Genomic DNA, 17,564 nt, shown 5'->3' on the forward strand with positions numbered 1-17,564 from the left:
CCGGGTTCCACTGGCGTACGCCAGCGAGGGTTACAGCAGGTTGTGGTTCTCGAGGTAGGCCACCACTGACTCGTAGAATTCCTGGGTGATCTCGTTCTTCTCGGCCCAGTTCTCCCACTCCTGCTTGGCGATATTGCGGAACGCCACGCGCTCCTCCTGCGGCAGGTCGATGATCTCGATATCCGGGTTCTGGCGAGCCTCGCGCACGGCTTCCATGTCGCGGGTCTTGAGCTCAGCCACCATCTCGTAGGCCAGGGCGTCGACCGAGGTCTCGAGGATGCCCTTCAGGTCATCGGAGAGGCTGTCCCAGACGTCCTTGTTGAGTGACACCGCCACCATCGGCAGCGAGTGGAAGCCCGGGTACAGCGGGTACGGCGCGAACTCGTGCAGCCCCTGGGCCTGGTTGGTGGCGAACACGGTGTAGTCTGCGGCGTCGATGACGCCCTTCTCGAGGCCGGTATAGACCTCGGAGCCCGGCAGGTTGACCGGAGTCGCGCCGGCGGCCTCGAAGATGTTGTAGACCATGCCCTCGGGTGCACGCAGCTTGAGGCCCTGCATGTCGTCGATGGAGCGCACCGGCTTGGTCGACGGCAGCGACTCGAGGCCAGTGGCGGCGGCGCCGATCAGGTGGACGCCGTAAGGTTCGACCAGCTTGTTGTAGAGCTCTTCGCCACCGGCGTTGTTCATGTAGTCGAGGAAGTCGTAGGGATCGCTCCAGGCGCCTACCAGGTTGCCGATCATGCCGAAGGCCGGGTTCTGGCCGGTGAAGTAGCTCGGGTCGGTCAGGTGGCCCTGAAGAATGCCGGACTGCACGGCCTGCAGGGTCTGGTTGGCCTGGACCACGGCGTTGACCGGCAGGATCTCGATGGAGATGCGGCCGTTGGACATGGTCTCGACGTTGTCGGCCCAGGCCTTCTTCATCTCGAACTGCGGCTCACCCGCGGTCTCGGAGGTCTGGAAGGTCCACTCGTACTCGGCCGCCTGGGCAGAGGTCGCCGTTGCCGCGAGGATCGCCGCGCCCAACGTCGTGAGCGTGGAACCAGAGAACTTGAGCTTGGTGCTTGCCATCATGGGAATCTCATCCTTCTTGTTGGCGAGTTGCAGGGAATTCGGGAGCGTCGAAGGTGGTCTCGATCGTGGCGGGCGACCTTGTCACCCCTTCGAGACCCAGGTCCTGCCCGGTGCGCTCCAGTACCGCGAGAGCCGCTCGGGCGGCTTCCTGCGGCTGGCGAAGCCGGATCGCCTCCATCACCCGGCGGTGACGATCCATGCTGTCGTTGAGCCTGTCGGCGCTGTGGTTGGAGCGTTCCACCAGCAGCGCGATGGCGGGTTTGAGAACGTGGCTGATCTGGGCCCACACCAGATTGTGCGAAGCGGTAAAGATCGCCTCGTGAAACGCCACGTCATACTCGTCGTGGCTCTTGCCATCAAAGCGTAGATCATCGTTGGCCAGCGCTTCGATCATGCCCTCATAGGCCGTCTCGATGGCCAGCAGATCGGCGGCGGTGGCGTGCTCGGCGGCGAGACGGGCGACAAAGGGCTCCACCGCCACGCGAAAGGCGAAGACTTCGCGCTGGATCACCGGATTGGGATGGGCAAAGCGCGCCAGCCAGCCACTGACTCTGGGGTCCAGCAGGTGCCAGCCCTCCAGCGGTTGTACCCGAGATCCCTGGCCCGAGATTCGCGTGATCATGCCCGCCGCCACCAGCACCTGCAGCGCACTGCGCACGGTGGAGCGACTGACTTCGAAGCGCTCGCACAGATCCACTTCCCTGGGCAGGAAGTCCCCCGGCGCATACTCACCGGCGAAGATCGCCTCGGCCAGGGCATCGGCGATGTCCGGGCGCGCGCGACGCGTGGAAGTGGAACTTGCCGACATGGAGCCATCCATACAGGGAACGAGAGAAATCGGACATGTAGCGCCGTGTGTCGGACGGTGCTACAGGCTATGTCCGACATAGCTTGACGAAAACGTGTTTCAAACGCCTTTAGACTTTAGTCATGATTGGGTAGCGCCCTGCCGCCACGCCCTGTCCATGGCGCTCCTCGGGGAACCTCGCTGATTCGGCACAGTCGTAGTGAATAGACCTCGGACCCAGGAAGACAATCGCCCCCTTTACGAAACAGACCGACTGGTCTATTGTGGCGACCGTACACCTATCGATGATCACGGAGCGAGGCGTGAATCCGAGCGACCCTCGGCCACGCTTCGCACTCTCCGGAACGACAGCCAATCGACTTCCGGTTCATCACGCAAAGGAGCCATGATGCAGTCGAACTACTACACCATCAGCGAGTATCCCACCGGCACCCCCAGCCAGGACGTCTTCAAGCTCAAGCAGCAGGACCTGCCGGCGCTGGCTGACGGTGAAGTGCGCATCCGCAATCGCTGGCTGTCGGTGGACCCCTACATGCGTGGGCGCATGAGCGGTGTCACCACCTATATCGAACCCTTCGAGCTCGAGGCACCGCTGGAAGGAGCCGCCGTCGGCGAGGTCATCGAATCCGGTGACGATCGTTTCAAGGTGGGTGACAAGGTCAGCCACATGGGTGGCTGGCGAGACGTGGCCCAACTGCCCGCCGACGGCGTGACCGCCCTGCCCGATCTGGACGTGCCGGAACAGGCCTACCTGGGCGTGCTGGGCATGCCGGGGATGACCGCCTGGACCGGCCTGAATGCCATCGCCGAGATGCAGCAGGGTGACAATGTGCTGGTCAGCGCCGCCAGCGGCGCGGTGGGCTCTCTGGCGGTACAGCTGGCGAAGGCCAAGGGTGGTGTTGTGGTCGGCCTGGCCGGCAGCCAGAAGAAGCGCGACTGGCTCGAGTCCCAGGGCGTGATCGCGGTGGACTACCGCGACAAGGACGCCGCCACCCTCAGCGAGGATCTGGCCAAGGCCTGCCCGGACGGTTTCGATGTCTACTACGAAAACGTCGGCGGTGTCTGCCTGGAAGCCGCGCTGAACAACCTCAGGGTCGGCGCCCGCATCGCCGTGTGCGGCATGATTTCCCGCTACAACGATGAAGGCCCGGCACCGGGACCGGCCAACCTGGCGATGATCCTGATTCGCCGAGCGCGCATGCAGGGCTTTATCGTGTTCGAGCACTGGGACAACTACCCGGCCTTTCTCAAGGACGTCGGTCCCAAGGTCGCGGCCGGCGAGATCGACTACCAGGAGACCGTGCGCGAGGGCCTCGAGGCCACGCCGGAAGCCTTCCTCGACCTATTCAAGGGGGCCAACACCGGCAAGATGCTGGTGCGCCTGGGCTGATTGCTGATTGCCCTTGCTGGACGATTGACCCAGACACCGCCTACGGGCGGTGTCTCTGGTTCAGCACTGCTCGAATGACCGCCGCGCCATCAACGGCCACGGCTGGCAATCATCACGCCGGACACCACCATCAGCATGCCCACCGCCGTGACCCCACCGATCGTCTCGTCCAGCGCCCACCAGGCCAGCGCCGTGGCCGCCACCGGGGTAAGCGAGCCCAGCGCCGAGGTCGCCTCGGCCCCCAGCCGTCGAATCGCCACGCCCATCAGCAGGCCAGACCCCAGCCCCACCAGGATGCCCTGCACCACCAACTGCACCAGCCACTCCTTCGTGGGCACCAGATGCAGGGACAGCCCCCCCGCCCCGCTCGCCTCGAGCCCGATCACCGTCAGCACAATGACCAGTCCACTGGGCACCGTGACCACCGCCGTGGCCTCGAGCGCCGACAGACCGCTCTGACGCACGCTGAGGGTGAACACCGCCCACATCACGCTGGACAGCAGGAACATGCCCTGCCCCAGCAGCAGGCTCTGCGAGCCCTGTCCCCCGGACGCCAGCAGGCAGACGACGCCGAGTCCAATAGCGACCAGTCCGGCGGCACGCCCCCGCGACAACGGCTGAGCGAAGACCCAAACCGCCAGGGTACTGACGAACAGCGGCGCTGCCCCGGGTATCAGGGTGCTGCCGTGGGCCACCGGGGCCAGCCCCATGCCCACCGCCCCCAGCAGGAAGAAGGGTATGCCGGCGCCTGCCATCATGCCGACCAGCCACACCGGGTTGACCGCCAGCAGACGCTGGCGCCGACGCAGCGCCAACGGCAGCAGCGCCAGGCCAGGCACGGCGTAGCGAAACAGGGTCAGGTCGAGCGTTCCCAGTGGTGACAGCGCCCCTTGGCGCAGCGACAGGAAGTAGCACGACCAGATCAGCACCGCCCCCAGCGCAGCGGCGACCCCCAACAGGGCGCGCCGGGGAGAGGCGACAAGCGGTGCCACCTGGGTCAAGGAAGACGACATGAAAGAACTCCGTGAGGTTCGATGGGCGCCTGAACGAGCCCCCTGCTGACCCTCAGTCTGCCGCCAACGGTCGGGCAAATGCAGGCAAAGACAACGACGCGCTGGACCCATATTGGCAGGACATGCCAATATTTTTCTTCGACCCGCAAGATTGAGCCAATCCGTTGAAAAAACTGGACCGTATCGATCGCCATCTGCTCGCCCTGCTCCAGCAGGATGCACGACTCACCAGCCACCAACTGGCCGAGCGGGTGGGGCTGTCGCCGTCACCCTGCGCCAGGCGCATACGCCGGCTGGAGCAACAGCGGCTGATCCAGCGCTACCGCGCCGAGCTGGACCGCGAACGCCTGGGGCTGGGGCTGACGGTGTTCGTCCACGTCAAGCTCAGCCGCCACCAGGACGCCCTGGTGGAAGCCTTCGAAGCCGCCGTGGCAGACATGCCCGAAGTCATCGAGTGCCACACCGTGTCCGGTGCCTTCGACTATCTGCTGCAGATCGTCAGCGCCGACCTGAAAGGCTACGAGCGCTGGGTGCGACAGCTGCAGACCCTGCCCATGGTCAATACCGTGGATTCGAGCTTTGCCATCCGTGCCGTCAAGCGCGCCGGCGCCCTGGATCTGCGCGACGCCCGTCCAACTGACGACGATTCGTAAGGCTCCACACGAGGATCCGCTGCACAGCCCCACCAGGCAGACGTCGCCTCACCCGGTGATCACGGCTGACGCAGCTTCGCCAGCATCGAGCCTAGCTGACGTCGGCGCTTCACTTCGGCGTCATCAATCGTCAAGCTAGGGTCGATCCCATTGCCGTCCGGGCCCACGTACCGCCACCCAGGAGAGTTGCATGCCGACCCCGCCCGCTCCCCCACGCCTGACCCTGGAGATCTTCAGCGATCTGCGCTGCCCGTTCTGCTACCTGGAGTTGCCCGAACTGGAGGCGCTGGAAGACAGGTTCGGTCATGACATCCGCGTCGTCTGGCGCCCCTTCGAGCTGCGCCCCGAGCCGGAACCTGCCCTCGACCCCCACTGCGACTACCTGAACGAGCTGTGGCGAGACGCGGTGCTGCCGATGGCTCAGGAGCGAGGTCTGAGCATGCACCAGCCGAACATCCAGCCACGCTCGCGTCTGGCTCTGGAAACGCTGGCCTGGGCCGAGCGCCGCTATCGCGACACCCCGTCAGCCAGCCAGGTCGCTGCGCTGCGAAAGGCCCTGTTCAGCGGCTTCTTCGAAGATAGCCTGGACCTGTCGGATCCCGGCGCCCTGGCCGAGATCGCCAATCAACTGGGGCTGGACGGCGCGGCACTCGAGGCGAGTCTTGCCGCCGGTGAAGACCGCGAGGCGGTACAAGCTTCCCGCGAGGAAGGTCAGGCGCTGGGGGTTCACGGTGTTCCGGCGCTGCGCTTTCTGGTCGACGGCGAACACGCCGGCATCCTGTCCGGCGCCCAACCCAGGCGCCAGCTCTTTCTGGCGGTGGAACGCCTGCAGGATGCCCTGCGCCAGCATGAGGGCAAAAGGACGCCATGAGTGACCGCACACGTCCGGTGGTGGTGATCGGTGGCACCGGCTTTGTCGGCGCTGCCGTGGTGCGCGAGCTCTACTTCGCGGGCCATGCAGTCCGCGTGGTGGCCCGCCACCCGAGACTTCCGGAAGAGGTGGAAGACGGCGATCCGGTCGAGGCGATCCAGGCGGATATCGAGGATCCGGAGAGCCTCAAGGCGGCCCTTGAGGGGGCCAGCGCGGTGATCAATGCGGTCAGCCTCTACCGCGAGAGTGGCAAGCGCAGCTTCGAGCAGGTGCATGTCGAGGGCGCCGCCAGGCTGGCGCGGCTCGCCCGGGAGGCGGGCATCGATCGCTATGTGCTGCTGTCCGGCATCGGCGCCCGGCTCGATTCGCCCTCGCCCTACGTGCGCGCCCGGGCGAGAGGCGAACAGGCGGTGATGGGCGAGATACCTCGCGCGGTCATCGTTCGCCCCAGCGCCCTCTATGGCCAGCAGTCAGGCCTGGTGGCGACCCTGGCAAGGCTGGTGAAGATGCCGCTGGTGCCGCTGTTTGGCGCCGGAGAGATGCGCCTGCAACCGCTCCACGTGGGTGATCTGGCCAGCGCCCTGGCACGCCTGGCCACCCGGGCGAGCCTGCCCAGGGCACTTTTCGAACTGGGCGGGCCCGACCCGCTGCGTTACCGCGATCTGGTCACCCAGGTGGCGCGACACCTCGGCAGAGAGCCCAGGTTCATCAAGGTCCCCCTGCCCCTGTGGCACGCCCTGGCACTGGCCCTTTCGCCCTTGCCCTCGCCGCCGCTGACCCGCGATACCCTGTGGCTGATCAGCGAGGACAACCTGGTCGCCAACGGCGTCGGCAGCTTCGCCGACCTGGGCCTCAATCCGCGCAGCTTGCGCGACAGCCTGCCGCACTGCCTGCCAACGCAGGCGGGCTGAGTCCGACGGACGGGCCGCGATGGCCCGACCCGATGCCGCCGGGGCTTGGCGCCAGATAACCGCTTCAGGCGTCGCCCATGTTCGCCATCAGGCTCGGCTGCACCACCTCGATCCAGTAGCCGTCCGGGTCCTTGACGAAGACCACGTCCTTCAGCTTGCCCTGCTCGGGGCGCTTGATGAACTCGACGTCGTTTTCATCGAACCAGGCCACCGCCGCGTGCAGGTCCGGCACCGCAAAGCAGATATGACCAAAGCCCTGGGGCTCGGCGTTGCCGTCGTGGTAGATCCGCCCTTCCTGCTCCTCGCTGCCCCAGTTGTGGGTAAACTCGAGCAGTCCGCGCTGCTGAAAGGTCCAGGTGGAGCGGGCGGCGGCGTCCTCGGGAACCTGATCATCCGCCTCGAGGTTGGCGAGAAAGTACAGCGAGAACTGCATTGCCTCGAAGTCCAGGCGCCTCAGCACGCTCATGCCGAAGACCCGTGAATAGAACGCCAGGGACACCTCGGGATCCTTGACCCTCAGCATGCTGTGGTTAAGGCGAAAACCGCGCGTGGCCTCGGGGGCCGGCTCCACGCCGGGGTGCTGTTCGCCTTGGAAGTTGTCGTCCATCTCGGTCTCCTTGGATGAGGGGTCGATTGTCGTTCAGGGGCGTCAGATCGCCTGCTCGGCCATCTGTTGCGCGATATATTCTGCCTGACGCAGGGCCAGCGAGACGATGGTCAGGGTCGGGTTTTCCGACGCCGAGGTGGTGAACTGACTGCCATCGGAGATGAACAGGTTCGCCACCTCGTGGGTCTGGCCGTAGCCATTGCAGACGCCGTCCTCGGGGCGCTCGCTCATGCGGCAGGTACCCAGGTTGTGGGTCGAGGGATAGGGCGGCACCTCGTAGACATCCCGTGCCCCCACCGATTCGTACAGCGCCTTGCCCTGCTGATACCCGTGCTGCCTCATGGCCACGTCGTTGGGGTGATCGTCGTAGTGCACGTTGGCCACCGGCAGGCCGAAACGATCGGTCACCTCCGGGTTCAGGGTGATGCGGTTGCTGGCCTGGGGCAGATCCTCCCCCACCAGCCACATCCCGGCCATATGATCATACTGGTCCATCGCGCCGGCGAAACGCTCGCCCCAGGCGCCGGGGTCGAGGAAAGCAGCCATGAACGGCAGCCCCAGCGACAGCGTCTCCATCTCGTAGCCGCCGACAAAGCCCCGCGACGGATCATGGCGCGCCTCATCGGAGATGATGCCGGCCATGGTGGTGCCGCGATACATGTGCACCGGCTCGTCGAAGGTGGCGTAGACCGAACCCGTCATATGGCGCATGTAGTAGCGCCCGACCTTGTCTGCCCCATTGGCAAGCCCCTTGGGGAAACGACTGCTCGTGGAATTCAACAACAGCCGCGGCGTCTCGATGGAGTTGCCGGCCACCGCCACCACCCGGGCCTTCTGTCGCTGTTCGCGGCCCTCGCTATCAAAGTAGACCACTGCCTTGGCACGACCCTCGTCGTCATGCTCGATACGCGCCACATGCGACTCGGGTCGCAGCTCCAGGTGTCCGGTGGCGATGCCCCTGGGCAGCTCGGTATAGAGCGTCGACCACTTGGCCTGGGTCTTGCAGCCCTGGAAGCAGAAGCCGCGCTGCTGGCAGGGCGCCCGGCCATCGCGGATCTCGCTGTTGATGGCCATATGGCCGGTGTTGCAGGAATAGCCGAGCTTCTGCGCCCCGGCGTACATCACCTTGAAATTGTTGTTGCCCGGCAGCCCCTTGTTGTCGTGGGTGCGGGTCACCCCCATGCGTGCCTCGGCACGATCGTACCAGGGTGCCAGTTCCTCGTAGGACAGCGGCCAGTCGAGCAGGTCAGCGCCATCCACCGCGCCATAGTGGCTCAGGGCCTCGAACTCGTGGGGCTGGATGCGCAGGCTGGCACCGGCCCAGTGCACCGTGGTGCCGCCCACCGACTTGACGATCCAGGCCGGCAGGTTGGGAAAGTCCCGTGCCAGCCGCCAGCTTCCCGAGGTGGTCCTCGGGTCCAGCCAGGAAAGCTGGTTGAAGGCGCCCCACTCGTCGGCCAGAAAGTCCGAGGTGGTGTGCAGCTTGCCCGCTTCCAGTACCACCACGTCGATGCCCTGCTGGGCCAGTTCGTTCGCCAGGGTGCCTCCACCGGCCCCCGAGCCGATCACTACCACCACACTGTCATCGTCCAGCGCAAAGGTCTGCTGACTGTCGGTCATGGCCATGACGACGTCTCCTCATCGGTCCGTATTGTTAGTTGTTGTCTGTTGTTGTCTGTTGTTGTCTGTTGTTGTCTGTTGTTGTCTGTTGTTATCTGTAGCTGGCTGTTGTTGTCCGTGGCTGTGGCCAGCTCGCAACGACGCTCGTCTCACCCGGTGCCGCGACAGCGTCAGCCCGGTACTTCATGGGGCAGGTAGCCGCCCTCGGGCCGGGGCGGATCCGGCAGCCAGTCCAGGTCATTGAAGCCCTTCGTCAGGTAGCCGGGATTGCCCGCCTCACCCTCGTAGCCGAAGTGGGCGTAGGCCAGATCGTTGTCATAGAGCGAGACGACGGCGTCGCCGCGCACCAGTTCGAAGAATGGCGAGCCGGCCCGCGCTTCCAGCAAGGCGAAACGCTCGCTCGGCGACAGCGATAGCCAATCACCACCCGCCTCACGGTCGAGCACATCGATACCTTCGGCTACCAGGGCCGCGACCTGGGGATCGGCGGCCTTGGTGTCCAGACTCTTGACCACCAGGGCGTAGACCGCGTCTTCAAGGTCTGGGTGAGGGAAGATGTGACGCGTCATCGCCAGCAGCACCTGGCCCTGGCGACTGGTCAGGGTTTCAAGGGACATGGCCCAGCTACGACTGGGCGCCAGCAGGGCGATGGGACCGGAGGCCATCGCCAGTGTGCCCATCAGCACACCACCGCTGGCCTTGAGAAAGACACGACGAGAAAAAGCGCTACCCTTCATAGCAGGACTCCTTGCCCCAGGCCGTAGAATTCAGATTCGACAAGCGCCACATGCGACACTGCGTCTCTCCAAAGCCTATGTCGCCTCCGCCTACGGCGGGTAACACTGGGGTACTACGTCGACCATGGTCTAATGCTCCTTGACGCAAGAGCCAGGCAGGGTCAGAAGACGGCATCATCGATAACGACCGGACGCCAGCGAGAGGACCACGCCATGTGCCATATGTACGCCTCCACCGACCCTGCCAAGTACGAGTGCACCACCCGTTCCATCCGCCTGCAGGGCTCGGTGACCAGCGTCAGACTGGAAAACGAGTTCTGGGATATCCTCAACGAGATCGCCGCCGGCCAGAATCTGACCACGGTTCAGTTCATCAGCGAGCTGCATCAGGAGGTGATCGAGATCCGGGGTGAGGTGCCTAACCTGGCATCGCTGTTGCGGGTGGCCTGCGCCATCCACCAGCAGAATGCCATTCAGGAGAATGTCATCCAGGGGAATGCCGCCCAACAGAATGTCGCCCAACAGAATGCCGCCCAACCCGCTGTCGAACGCCTGTCTCGGGCATCGCTGGGCATAAACTGAAACGGCGCCGGGTAAAGGGGCTCACCGACACCTCGTTCGGCCTCACATGTCTGGCCTGAGGCGCCATTGAGAACAGCACCTTTCTTGATGCGACTAAAGTCTATATCTTTTTTCTCGAAAACTACGCCTTATCTCAATCTTTTCTCTACGCTCCTTGTCATACGCGGCAATTCGTGAAGAATGGCCTCCGCATTCCTACCCAATGGACAATTTGACATGGATTCCATCGCCACCTGGTTCAACGATGCCGTCTCCGTCGGCAACGGCCTGATCTGGGGTAAACTGCTCGTTTACCTGTTGATCGGCGCCGGTCTCTACTTCACCGTCATGACCCGCGGCATCCAGTTCCGCTTCTTCGGCCATATGTTCGCCCTGCTCAAGGGATCCCGTGATGGCGGCGAGGGCATTTCCTCCTTCCAGGCCCTGTCCACCAGCCTGGCGGCCCGCGTGGGTACCGGCAATCTGGCGGGTGTCGCCGTGGCCATCTATCTGGGCGGCCCCGGCGCCATCTTCTGGATGTGGATGACCGCGCTGGTCGGCATGGCCACCAGCTTCGTCGAGTCCACCCTGGCCCAGGCCTACAAGGTCGACCACGGCGACAAGACCTTCCGCGGCGGCCCGGCCCGCTACATCGAGCGCGGGCTCGGTCAGCGCTGGATGGCCATCGCCTTCTCGATCTGTCTGATCATCGCCTTCGGCCTTGCCTTCAACAGCGTCCAGGCCAACTCCATCGCCCAGGCCATGGAGCAGGCATTCAACATCCCGACCTGGATCGTCGGCATCGCCCTGCTGGTGGGGGTTACCCCGATCATCTTCGGCGGCCTGCGCTCCATCGCCAAGGTGGCGGAGCTGATCGTGCCGCTGATGGCACTGCTCTACCTGATCCTCGCTCTGGTGGTGGTGGCGCTGAATATCGATGAGCTGCCGAGCGCCATCGCGTTGATCTTCAACAGTGCCTTTGGCCTCGAAGAAGCCGCCGGCGGTGCAGTGGGCTACGCCGTGGCCCAGGCCATGATGCAGGGCATCAAGCGCGGCCTGTTCTCCAACGAGGCCGGCATGGGTTCCGCCCCGAACGTGGCCGCCACCGCCAGCACCCGACCGAACCATCCGGCGGCCCAGGGCTTTATCCAGATGCTCGGCGTGTTCTTCGACACCCTGGTGATCTGTACCGCCACCGCCGCGGTGATCATCCTGTCGGAGCCGGCGCTGCAGAGCGGTGATGCGCCCAACGGCATCCAGCTGACCCAGGTCGCGCTGTCCGAGCACGTGGGTGACTGGGGCGGCATGTTCGTGGCCATCGCCATCCTGCTGTTCGCCTTCACCTCGCTGATCGCCAACTACTCCTACGGTGAATCCAACATCGAGTACCTGGCGGGCTCGCGTCGCTCTGCGGGCGCGGTGTTCATCTATCGCCTGGCGGTGCTGGCGATGATCATGATCGGCTCGATCGCCCAGCTCGGCACCATCTGGAACTTCGCCGACCTGTCCATGGGCATGATGGCACTGATCAACCTGACCGCCATCCTGCTGCTCTCGCCGCTGGCCTTCGCCCTGTTCCGCGACTACGAGCGTCAGCTCAAGGCCGGCCAGGAGCCGACCTTCAACCCGGACGAGTTCCCCAAGCTCAAGGGCAAGGTGGACCCAAGCGCCTGGCCGAGCTTGAGCAACAAGGCCTCGCAGGCCTCATCCTCTGAAGCGCCCAAGGGCAGCGGAAAGGACGCCTGATCAGGCGCTGGACCAGCAAGACCGCAGGGGCCGCTTGAGCCCCGGCACCAACAACGCCACGGCCCATGCCGTGGCGTTGTCGTTTCCGACGGCCGGACACGGGCCGTCTCGTCAGGCCAGGCACCGTTGCGCCCCGATCGTCCCTACGCCCTGGGCAGCGGCGCGTCGTCCTCGTCCAGGGCACCGTCGAGAAAGTCGAGCAGTGCCCGTACCGACGGTAACTGTCCGCGGCGGCTGGGGTAGACCGCGTGGATCAGTCCGGCCCGAGGCTCCCAGCCCGGCAACACGTCCACCAGACGCCCGGCGCACAGATCGGCGCCCGCGGCCACCAACGGCAAGCGTGCCACCCCCTGGCCATCGAGCACCGCCCGGTGCAAGAGCCCCACGTCGTCGGTCACCAGCCGAGGCCGATGCTCGATGATTCGCTCCTCGCCGCCGGGACCGTCCAGGCGCCAGCGATGGCGCCGGTCCGGTTCCTCGAAGTCGAGACTGGGCCAATCGCTCAAGGCTTGCGGCGCTTCCGGCATCCCCAGGCGCGCCACCAGATCCGGTGATGCCAGCAGCCGCTGGGGGCTGCGCGACAGCCTGCGCATCACCAGTTCGCTGTCTTCCAGCGGCGGATAGCGTACCCGGATCGCCAGATCGAAGCCTTCTCGCACCACGTCGACGCGGCGACTGGTCGCCACCACGTCCAGGTCGATGCGGGGGCAGCGACGCAGGAACTCGGAAAACAGCGGCGTGAACAAGGTGGCGAGAAGGCTCGGCGGACAGCTCAGGCGAATGCGCCCGCGCGGTTCGGCCTGGTGGCGCTCGACCACCTCCACCGCCGCCTCGGCCTGCCACAGCATGGCCTGGCAGTGCTGATAGAAGGCCTGGCCCAGTTCCGTGACCACAAACTGACGGGTGGAACGCTGAATCAGGCGGGTATCGAGGCGTGCCTCCAGTGCCGCGATACGTCGGCTGAGCCGTGACTTGGGCAGCCCCAGGGCGCGGCCCGCCGGAGCAAAACCGCCGTGGTCCACCACCTTGACGAAATAGAAGAAGTCGTTGAGATCCTGCACGGCTCGGGTCCTGTCGAGGGTGATTGAGCGCACCATCGTTCCACATATGCAACGATGCGTCCGAATTTTGCCTACTACCGCCTCCATCGTCTCGATTCTATGCTGTCACCATGACGGATCGCCAACGATCCTTCCATGACAGGAGGTGTCCCATGAAGACCATCAACGCCGTACACGCTGCCCCTCGCGGTCACTGGGTGGGCGACGGCTTCCCGGTGCGCTCGCTGTTCAGCTACGACCGCCTTGGCGCCGAGCGCATCAGCCCCTTTCTGCTGCTGGACCACGCCGGGCCTCACCACTTCGCGCCCAGCGAGCAAAAGCGTGGCGTCGGCGTGCACCCCCATCGGGGCTTCGAGACGGTGACCTTCGTGCATCGCGGCGAGGTCAGCCACCGCGATTCCTCCGGCGGGGGCGGCACCATCGGCCCGGGCGACGTTCAGTGGATGACCGCCGGCGACGGCATCCTCCACGAGGAGTTTCACTCCGAGGACTTCACTCGCCAGGGCGGCGACCTGGAGATGGTCCAGCTGTGGGTCAATCTGCCGGCGCGCCACAAGACGACCCCGGCGGCCTACCAGAACCTGACCCGTGACGAGATCCCGGTGGTGACACTGCCGGGCGAGGCGGGCCAGCTCAGGGTGGTGGCCGGCGAGTACCTGGAGGCACGTGGCCCGGCGCGGACCTTTACCCCGATCAACGCCTGGGAACTGGCATTGAACGAGGACGCTGAAACGACCTTGTCGCTACCGAAGGGGCACACTAGCCTTCTGGTAGTGCTCGACGGCACCCTGCTGGTACAGGATCAGGAGGTCGTGCGCGGTGGCAGCGTGGTAGAGCTGTCCCGCGATGGCGAGACGCTGGCCCTGGCCGCCAACACCGCCGCCCGGCTGCTGGTGCTGACCGGTGAACCGATCGACGAGCCGGTGGTGGGTCATGGCCCCTTCGTGATGAACAGCGAGGCCGAGATCCACGCCTCCATCGACGCCTTTCGACGTGGCCGGTTTGGCCGCCTCGATACCCAGAGTGCCGGCAGCTAGAAACAGGTTGCCGGCGGCTAGGCGTCTGCCCCTGCCGACTCACCCCTTCTCAATGCTTGGCAACTTCCCGGCGGCAGCCGCCGCCGGGGCCCCACCTCCAGGCTGGATGCCGGAGGCATCTCCCAAGGAAGGTTTCCCCTGACAGGAGGAGAAAACCCATGACTCGCCCCTATGTTCGTCTCGACAAGGATGACGTCACCGTACTATTGGTCGACCACCAGGCCGGCCTCTTGTCGCTGGTGCGCGACTTCGAGCCCGACGCCTTCAAGAACAACGTGCTGGCCCTGGCCGACATGGCGAAGTTCTTCGAGCTGCCGACCATTTTGACCACCAGCTTCGAGGACGGGCCCAACGGCCCGATGGTCCCCGAGCTCAAGGAGATGTTCCCGGACGCCCCCTATATCGCTCGCCCCGGCCAGATCAACGCCTGGGACAACGAGGAATTCGTCGCCGCCATCGAGAAGACCGGACGCAAGCAGCTACTGATCGCCGGGGTGGTCACCGAGGTCTGCGTGGCCTTTCCGGTGCTGTCGGCCATCGAGGCCGGCTACGACGTCTTCGTCGTCACCGACGCCTCCGGCACCTTCAACCCGGTGACCCGCGAGGCCGCCTGGGATCGCATGAGCCAGGCCGGCGCCCAGCTGATGACCTGGTTCGGGGTGGGTGGCGAACTGCATCGCGACTGGCGCAACGACATCGAAGGCTTCGGTGGCCTGCTGGCGTCCCACCTGCCGGCCTACGCCAACCTGATGCAGAGCTATTCCCAACAGACTCAAGGGTGAGCTTCAGGCCTGGGCGTACTGCGCCCAGGTCTTGTTCTTCCGTCGATCCCAGCCAGGTACAGCCATACCAAGTCTAGCCATGACCGCCCAGGAGGCCACCATGAGCCTGCACGAAACGCCCCATCGCCCCTCCTCGTCCCGGGACTGCCCGGTCGTCGATGGCCGTCACTGTATCCAGCGCATCGGTTCCCGGGAGGCCGACGTCGGCGGCCTGCCGATCCACCGCGTGCTGCCCACCCGCGAGCGCCGCCTGATCGGCGCCTGGTGCTTTCTCGACCACGCCGGCCCCAGCATCCTGCGCGAGGGCCAGGCCATGCGGGTCGGTCCCCACCCCCATACCAGTCTGCAGACCTTCACCTGGATGCTCTCCGGCGAGGTCCACCACCGGGATAGCCTGGGCAGCGACCAGGTGATTCGCCCGGGTGAGGTCAACCTGATGACCGCCGGCCACGGCATCAGCCATACCGAAGAGAGCCTGGCGGACACAGACAGCCTGCACGCCGCCCAGCTATGGATCGCCCTGCCCCAGGACAAGGCCGACACCGCGCCACGCTTTGATCACTACGCCGAGCTGCCGCGCTGGCGCCGCGAAGGCGCCGACTTCACCCTGCTGATCGGTGAAGCCGAAGGCCATCACGCCCCCACCCTGAGCTTTTCGCCGCTGGTGGGACTCGACGTTCAGGCCAGTGACACCACGAAGCTGGCGGTACCCCTGCGTCCCGACTTCGAATACGGCGCGCTGGTGCTGGAAGGCGGCCTTGAGCTCGATGACGAGGCCTTCACGGTGGACGAGCTGGGGTATCTGGGGCGTGGGCGAGACAGCCTCGAGATGTCGCTGTCGGCGGGCAGCCGGATCCTGTTGATCGGCGGCGAGCCGATGCAGGACGAGATCCTGATCTGGTGGAACTTCGTTGGCCATTCACGGGAAGCGATCATCCAGGCCCAGCACGACTGGGAAGCCGCCAGCGAGCGCTTTGGTGACATCCCCCAGTGGCAGGGAGCACGCCTGGAGGCACCACCGCTGCCCTGGTCTTCCTGAAAGCCGCCTTGCCGACACGCAAGGCATTCATCCAGGCGCCTTGTCCTCCTGCGCGTTCAGGCTGGCCCACCAGTCGGCGTAGGAGCTGTTGTGGGGTGCGCGTCCGGACTCATCCTCGGCGCCGTCGGACCACCACACCGGGCCACGCTCGCCCAGCGCCTCCTTGGCTGCCTGGACCTGGCGGCGCGCGGCCTTGAGCGCGTCGTCATCGTCGACCTTGTTGGCCTCCTTGACCGCGCGTCGGGCCGCCATCAGCGCCTTGACGTGGCGCTTGCGCGTGTCCTCGTCCAGGCCGGGATCGGTGCAGCGCCAGAGGCGATTGCGGGCAACAAAGTAGCGCCCATCCGGCGTTGTGGGGTACTTCACATCGACCTCCTTCTGCCATCTTGATGCGATATGTTGCAGGATGAATGCACAAGATCGGCGCTGGCAATGGCTGACAGAGCGTGCTCCATTGGCTATTGGTCCATGCCTTGCCCTTTTGCGCTTCCGTTCACACCGCAGGAGAACCCCATGAGTGACACCCGTCCCCGTATCCTGGTCTTTGCCGGCAGCGCCCGGGAGGATTCCTTCAACAAGCGTCTGGCCAGACTGATGGCACAACGCATCGACGCCCTTGGCGGTCAGGCCACCTTCATCGACCTGCGCGACTTTCCCATGCCGATCTACGACGGCGACCTGGAGGCCGGCGAGGGTCTTCCCGAGCACGCCAGCCGCCTCAAGCGGATGTTCATGGAGCATCAGGGCCTCGCCATCGCCTCCCCGGAGTACAACGGCTTCATCACACCGCTTCTGAAGAACACCATCGACTGGGTCTCGCGCCCCGACGGCGACCTGGGCGCCCTCGAGCCCTACCAAAACAAGGTGGCGGCCATCGTCGGTGCCTCACCCGGCGGGCTGGGCGGGCTACGCGCCCTGCCGCTGCTGCGTCAGCTCTTGAGCAATATCGGCGTCACGGTACTGCCGGACCAGCTTGCCGTGGGCGGCGCTGGCAGCGCCTTCCATGAAGACGGCAGCCTGGCCGACGAAGGCAAGGCCAAGGCGCTGGACAACATTTGTCAGCGCCTGGTCACCACCCTGGCACGGTCGTCACAATGACGGCCGTCGGCCCCTGACGGTCAAAGGGCTGAACGCCGGCGGACAACCGCCCGCCACCTGTCCCGTTTCAGGGCGGCTACCACAACGCTCCGATCATGATCGTCAGACACGCCAGCATGCCGATGGCGAAGACGATGGAGCGGGTCCACTGCCAGTTCAGGGCGTAGGCCAACGGGTGGAGCAGACGTGAGGTGAGAAAGACCAGCGCCGGCACGTCGAGGCTTTCAAGCTCCACCCCTGCGCCGATGGCCACCACCGCGGTGGTGGCGTAGATGATCAGCGCCTCCCAGGCGTTGGACTGGGCCGCCTGCAGCCGCGCACCGACGCCTTCAAGACGCGCCTGCTGGGCACGCGGCTGGCGATTGTCCAGGTGGCCGAACTGGCGCACACGCCAGGCGGCGCCGATCCAGGCCAGCAGGATCGGCAGCAGGGAGGCAACAAAGAGGGTGACGAGAAAGATCGACATGGGAGGCTCCGAGGGCGAATTGTCCCCAGCATGGCACAGGGAATGGCTGACAGGCGAAGGGCCAGGCGTCAGCATGGCGGTAGTTGCCTGACA

At 65.4% G+C, this 17,564-nt stretch carries 19 protein-coding genes; 10 read left to right on the forward strand and 9 right to left on the reverse strand.

Annotated features, from left to right (window positions below; all coding sequences use genetic code 11):
- Positions 1 to 30 precede the first annotated feature (30 nt).
- Positions 31 to 1,071 (reverse strand): TRAP transporter substrate-binding protein, encoded by a 1,041-nt coding sequence (locus NFG57_RS13585; protein ID WP_348814540.1) that lies wholly within the window; start codon positions 1,069 to 1,071, stop codon positions 31 to 33.
- A gap of 7 nt (positions 1,072 to 1,078) precedes the next feature.
- On the reverse strand, positions 1,079 to 1,879 hold the full coding sequence (locus NFG57_RS13590; RefSeq protein WP_045995058.1) for a FadR/GntR family transcriptional regulator: 801 nt from the start codon (positions 1,877 to 1,879) through the stop codon (positions 1,079 to 1,081).
- Between the two features lie 388 nt (positions 1,880 to 2,267).
- Between NFG57_RS13590 and NFG57_RS13595 the strand changes: the two genes are divergently transcribed.
- Positions 2,268 to 3,269 carry an NADP-dependent oxidoreductase gene (locus NFG57_RS13595; protein ID WP_108133317.1) on the forward strand — a complete coding sequence of 334 codons (1,002 nt, stop codon included), beginning with the start codon at positions 2,268 to 2,270 and terminating at the stop codon, positions 3,267 to 3,269.
- A gap of 89 nt (positions 3,270 to 3,358) precedes the next feature.
- On the opposite strand, the gene NFG57_RS13600 is transcribed toward NFG57_RS13595, so the two are convergent.
- Positions 3,359 to 4,282, reverse strand: coding sequence for a DMT family transporter (locus tag NFG57_RS13600; protein WP_124803971.1), 924 nt, complete (start codon positions 4,280 to 4,282; stop codon positions 3,359 to 3,361).
- 164 nt (positions 4,283 to 4,446) lie between these two features.
- Here NFG57_RS13600 and NFG57_RS13605 point away from each other — a divergent pair, with 164 nt between their 5' ends.
- From NFG57_RS13605 to NFG57_RS13615, 3 genes are all read left to right on the forward strand, one after another.
- A complete protein-coding gene (locus NFG57_RS13605) occupies positions 4,447 to 4,935 on the forward strand; it encodes an Lrp/AsnC family transcriptional regulator (protein ID WP_197037138.1) in 489 nt (162 codons plus the stop codon).
- Between the two features lie 190 nt (positions 4,936 to 5,125).
- Complete coding sequence (locus tag NFG57_RS13610) at positions 5,126 to 5,806, forward strand: DsbA family protein (RefSeq protein ID WP_348814541.1); 681 nt, start codon at positions 5,126 to 5,128, stop codon at positions 5,804 to 5,806.
- Positions 5,803 to 6,717: a complex I NDUFA9 subunit family protein gene (locus NFG57_RS13615; RefSeq protein WP_124803975.1), complete on the forward strand. Its 915-nt coding sequence runs from the start codon at positions 5,803 to 5,805 to the stop codon at positions 6,715 to 6,717. The genes NFG57_RS13610 and NFG57_RS13615 overlap by 4 nt, the downstream gene beginning before the upstream one ends.
- 64 nt (positions 6,718 to 6,781) lie before the next feature.
- On the opposite strand, the gene gloA is transcribed toward NFG57_RS13615, so the two are convergent.
- The 3 genes from gloA to NFG57_RS13630 form a co-directional block, all read right to left on the reverse strand.
- Entirely contained in the window at positions 6,782 to 7,324 is a 543-nt protein-coding gene (gene gloA, locus NFG57_RS13620; RefSeq protein ID WP_348814542.1) for a lactoylglutathione lyase, read from the reverse strand.
- A gap of 42 nt (positions 7,325 to 7,366) precedes the next feature.
- A complete protein-coding gene (locus NFG57_RS13625) occupies positions 7,367 to 8,950 on the reverse strand; it encodes a GMC family oxidoreductase (RefSeq protein ID WP_348814543.1) in 1,584 nt (527 codons plus the stop codon).
- Positions 8,951 to 9,114: 164 nt separating this feature from the next.
- A complete protein-coding gene (locus NFG57_RS13630; protein ID WP_045995064.1) occupies positions 9,115 to 9,681 on the reverse strand; it encodes a tat (twin-arginine translocation) pathway signal sequence in 567 nt (188 codons plus the stop codon).
- A gap of 213 nt (positions 9,682 to 9,894) precedes the next feature.
- Between NFG57_RS13630 and NFG57_RS13635 the strand changes: the two genes are divergently transcribed.
- Both NFG57_RS13635 and NFG57_RS13640 read left to right on the forward strand, forming a co-directional pair.
- Positions 9,895 to 10,263: a ribbon-helix-helix domain-containing protein gene (locus NFG57_RS13635; protein WP_083970678.1), complete on the forward strand. Its 369-nt coding sequence runs from the start codon at positions 9,895 to 9,897 to the stop codon at positions 10,261 to 10,263.
- Between the two features lie 216 nt (positions 10,264 to 10,479).
- The gene (locus NFG57_RS13640; protein ID WP_045995065.1) at positions 10,480 to 11,988 is read left to right on the forward strand and encodes a sodium:alanine symporter family protein; all 1,509 of its coding nucleotides are present in this window, start codon (positions 10,480 to 10,482) and stop codon (positions 11,986 to 11,988) included.
- A gap of 143 nt (positions 11,989 to 12,131) precedes the next feature.
- On the opposite strand, the gene NFG57_RS13645 is transcribed toward NFG57_RS13640, so the two are convergent.
- Complete coding sequence (locus tag NFG57_RS13645; protein ID WP_348814544.1) at positions 12,132 to 13,049, reverse strand: LysR substrate-binding domain-containing protein; 918 nt, start codon at positions 13,047 to 13,049, stop codon at positions 12,132 to 12,134.
- A 152-nt stretch (positions 13,050 to 13,201) separates the two neighbouring features.
- Here NFG57_RS13645 and NFG57_RS13650 point away from each other — a divergent pair, with 152 nt between their 5' ends.
- The 3 genes from NFG57_RS13650 (at position 13,202) to NFG57_RS13660 (ending at position 15,907) form a co-directional block, all read left to right on the forward strand.
- The gene (locus NFG57_RS13650) at positions 13,202 to 14,086 is read left to right on the forward strand and encodes a pirin family protein (RefSeq protein ID WP_348814545.1); all 885 of its coding nucleotides are present in this window, start codon (positions 13,202 to 13,204) and stop codon (positions 14,084 to 14,086) included.
- Positions 14,087 to 14,244: 158 nt separating this feature from the next.
- Positions 14,245 to 14,868, forward strand: coding sequence for an isochorismate family cysteine hydrolase YcaC (ycaC, locus tag NFG57_RS13655; RefSeq protein WP_253028899.1), 624 nt, complete (start codon positions 14,245 to 14,247; stop codon positions 14,866 to 14,868).
- A gap of 100 nt (positions 14,869 to 14,968) precedes the next feature.
- Positions 14,969 to 15,907 carry a pirin family protein gene (locus NFG57_RS13660; RefSeq protein ID WP_348814546.1) on the forward strand — a complete coding sequence of 313 codons (939 nt, stop codon included), beginning with the start codon at positions 14,969 to 14,971 and terminating at the stop codon, positions 15,905 to 15,907.
- Between the two features lie 27 nt (positions 15,908 to 15,934).
- Here the strand turns inward: NFG57_RS13660 and NFG57_RS13665 are convergent, their stop codons facing one another.
- Entirely contained in the window at positions 15,935 to 16,273 is a 339-nt protein-coding gene (locus tag NFG57_RS13665; RefSeq protein WP_222568481.1) for a hypothetical protein, read from the reverse strand.
- A gap of 147 nt (positions 16,274 to 16,420) precedes the next feature.
- Here NFG57_RS13665 and NFG57_RS13670 point away from each other — a divergent pair, with 147 nt between their 5' ends.
- Positions 16,421 to 17,005 (forward strand): NAD(P)H-dependent oxidoreductase, encoded by a 585-nt coding sequence (locus tag NFG57_RS13670; RefSeq protein WP_348814547.1) that lies wholly within the window; start codon positions 16,421 to 16,423, stop codon positions 17,003 to 17,005.
- 76 nt (positions 17,006 to 17,081) lie between these two features.
- On the opposite strand, the gene NFG57_RS13675 is transcribed toward NFG57_RS13670, so the two are convergent.
- A complete protein-coding gene (locus NFG57_RS13675; RefSeq protein WP_045995072.1) occupies positions 17,082 to 17,471 on the reverse strand; it encodes an MAPEG family protein in 390 nt (129 codons plus the stop codon).
- Positions 17,472 to 17,564: the final 93 nt, after the last annotated feature.

This window comes from Halomonas sp. H10-59 (assembly GCF_040070555.1).
GTDB classification, from domain to species: domain Bacteria; phylum Pseudomonadota; class Gammaproteobacteria; order Pseudomonadales; family Halomonadaceae; genus Halomonas; species Halomonas litopenaei.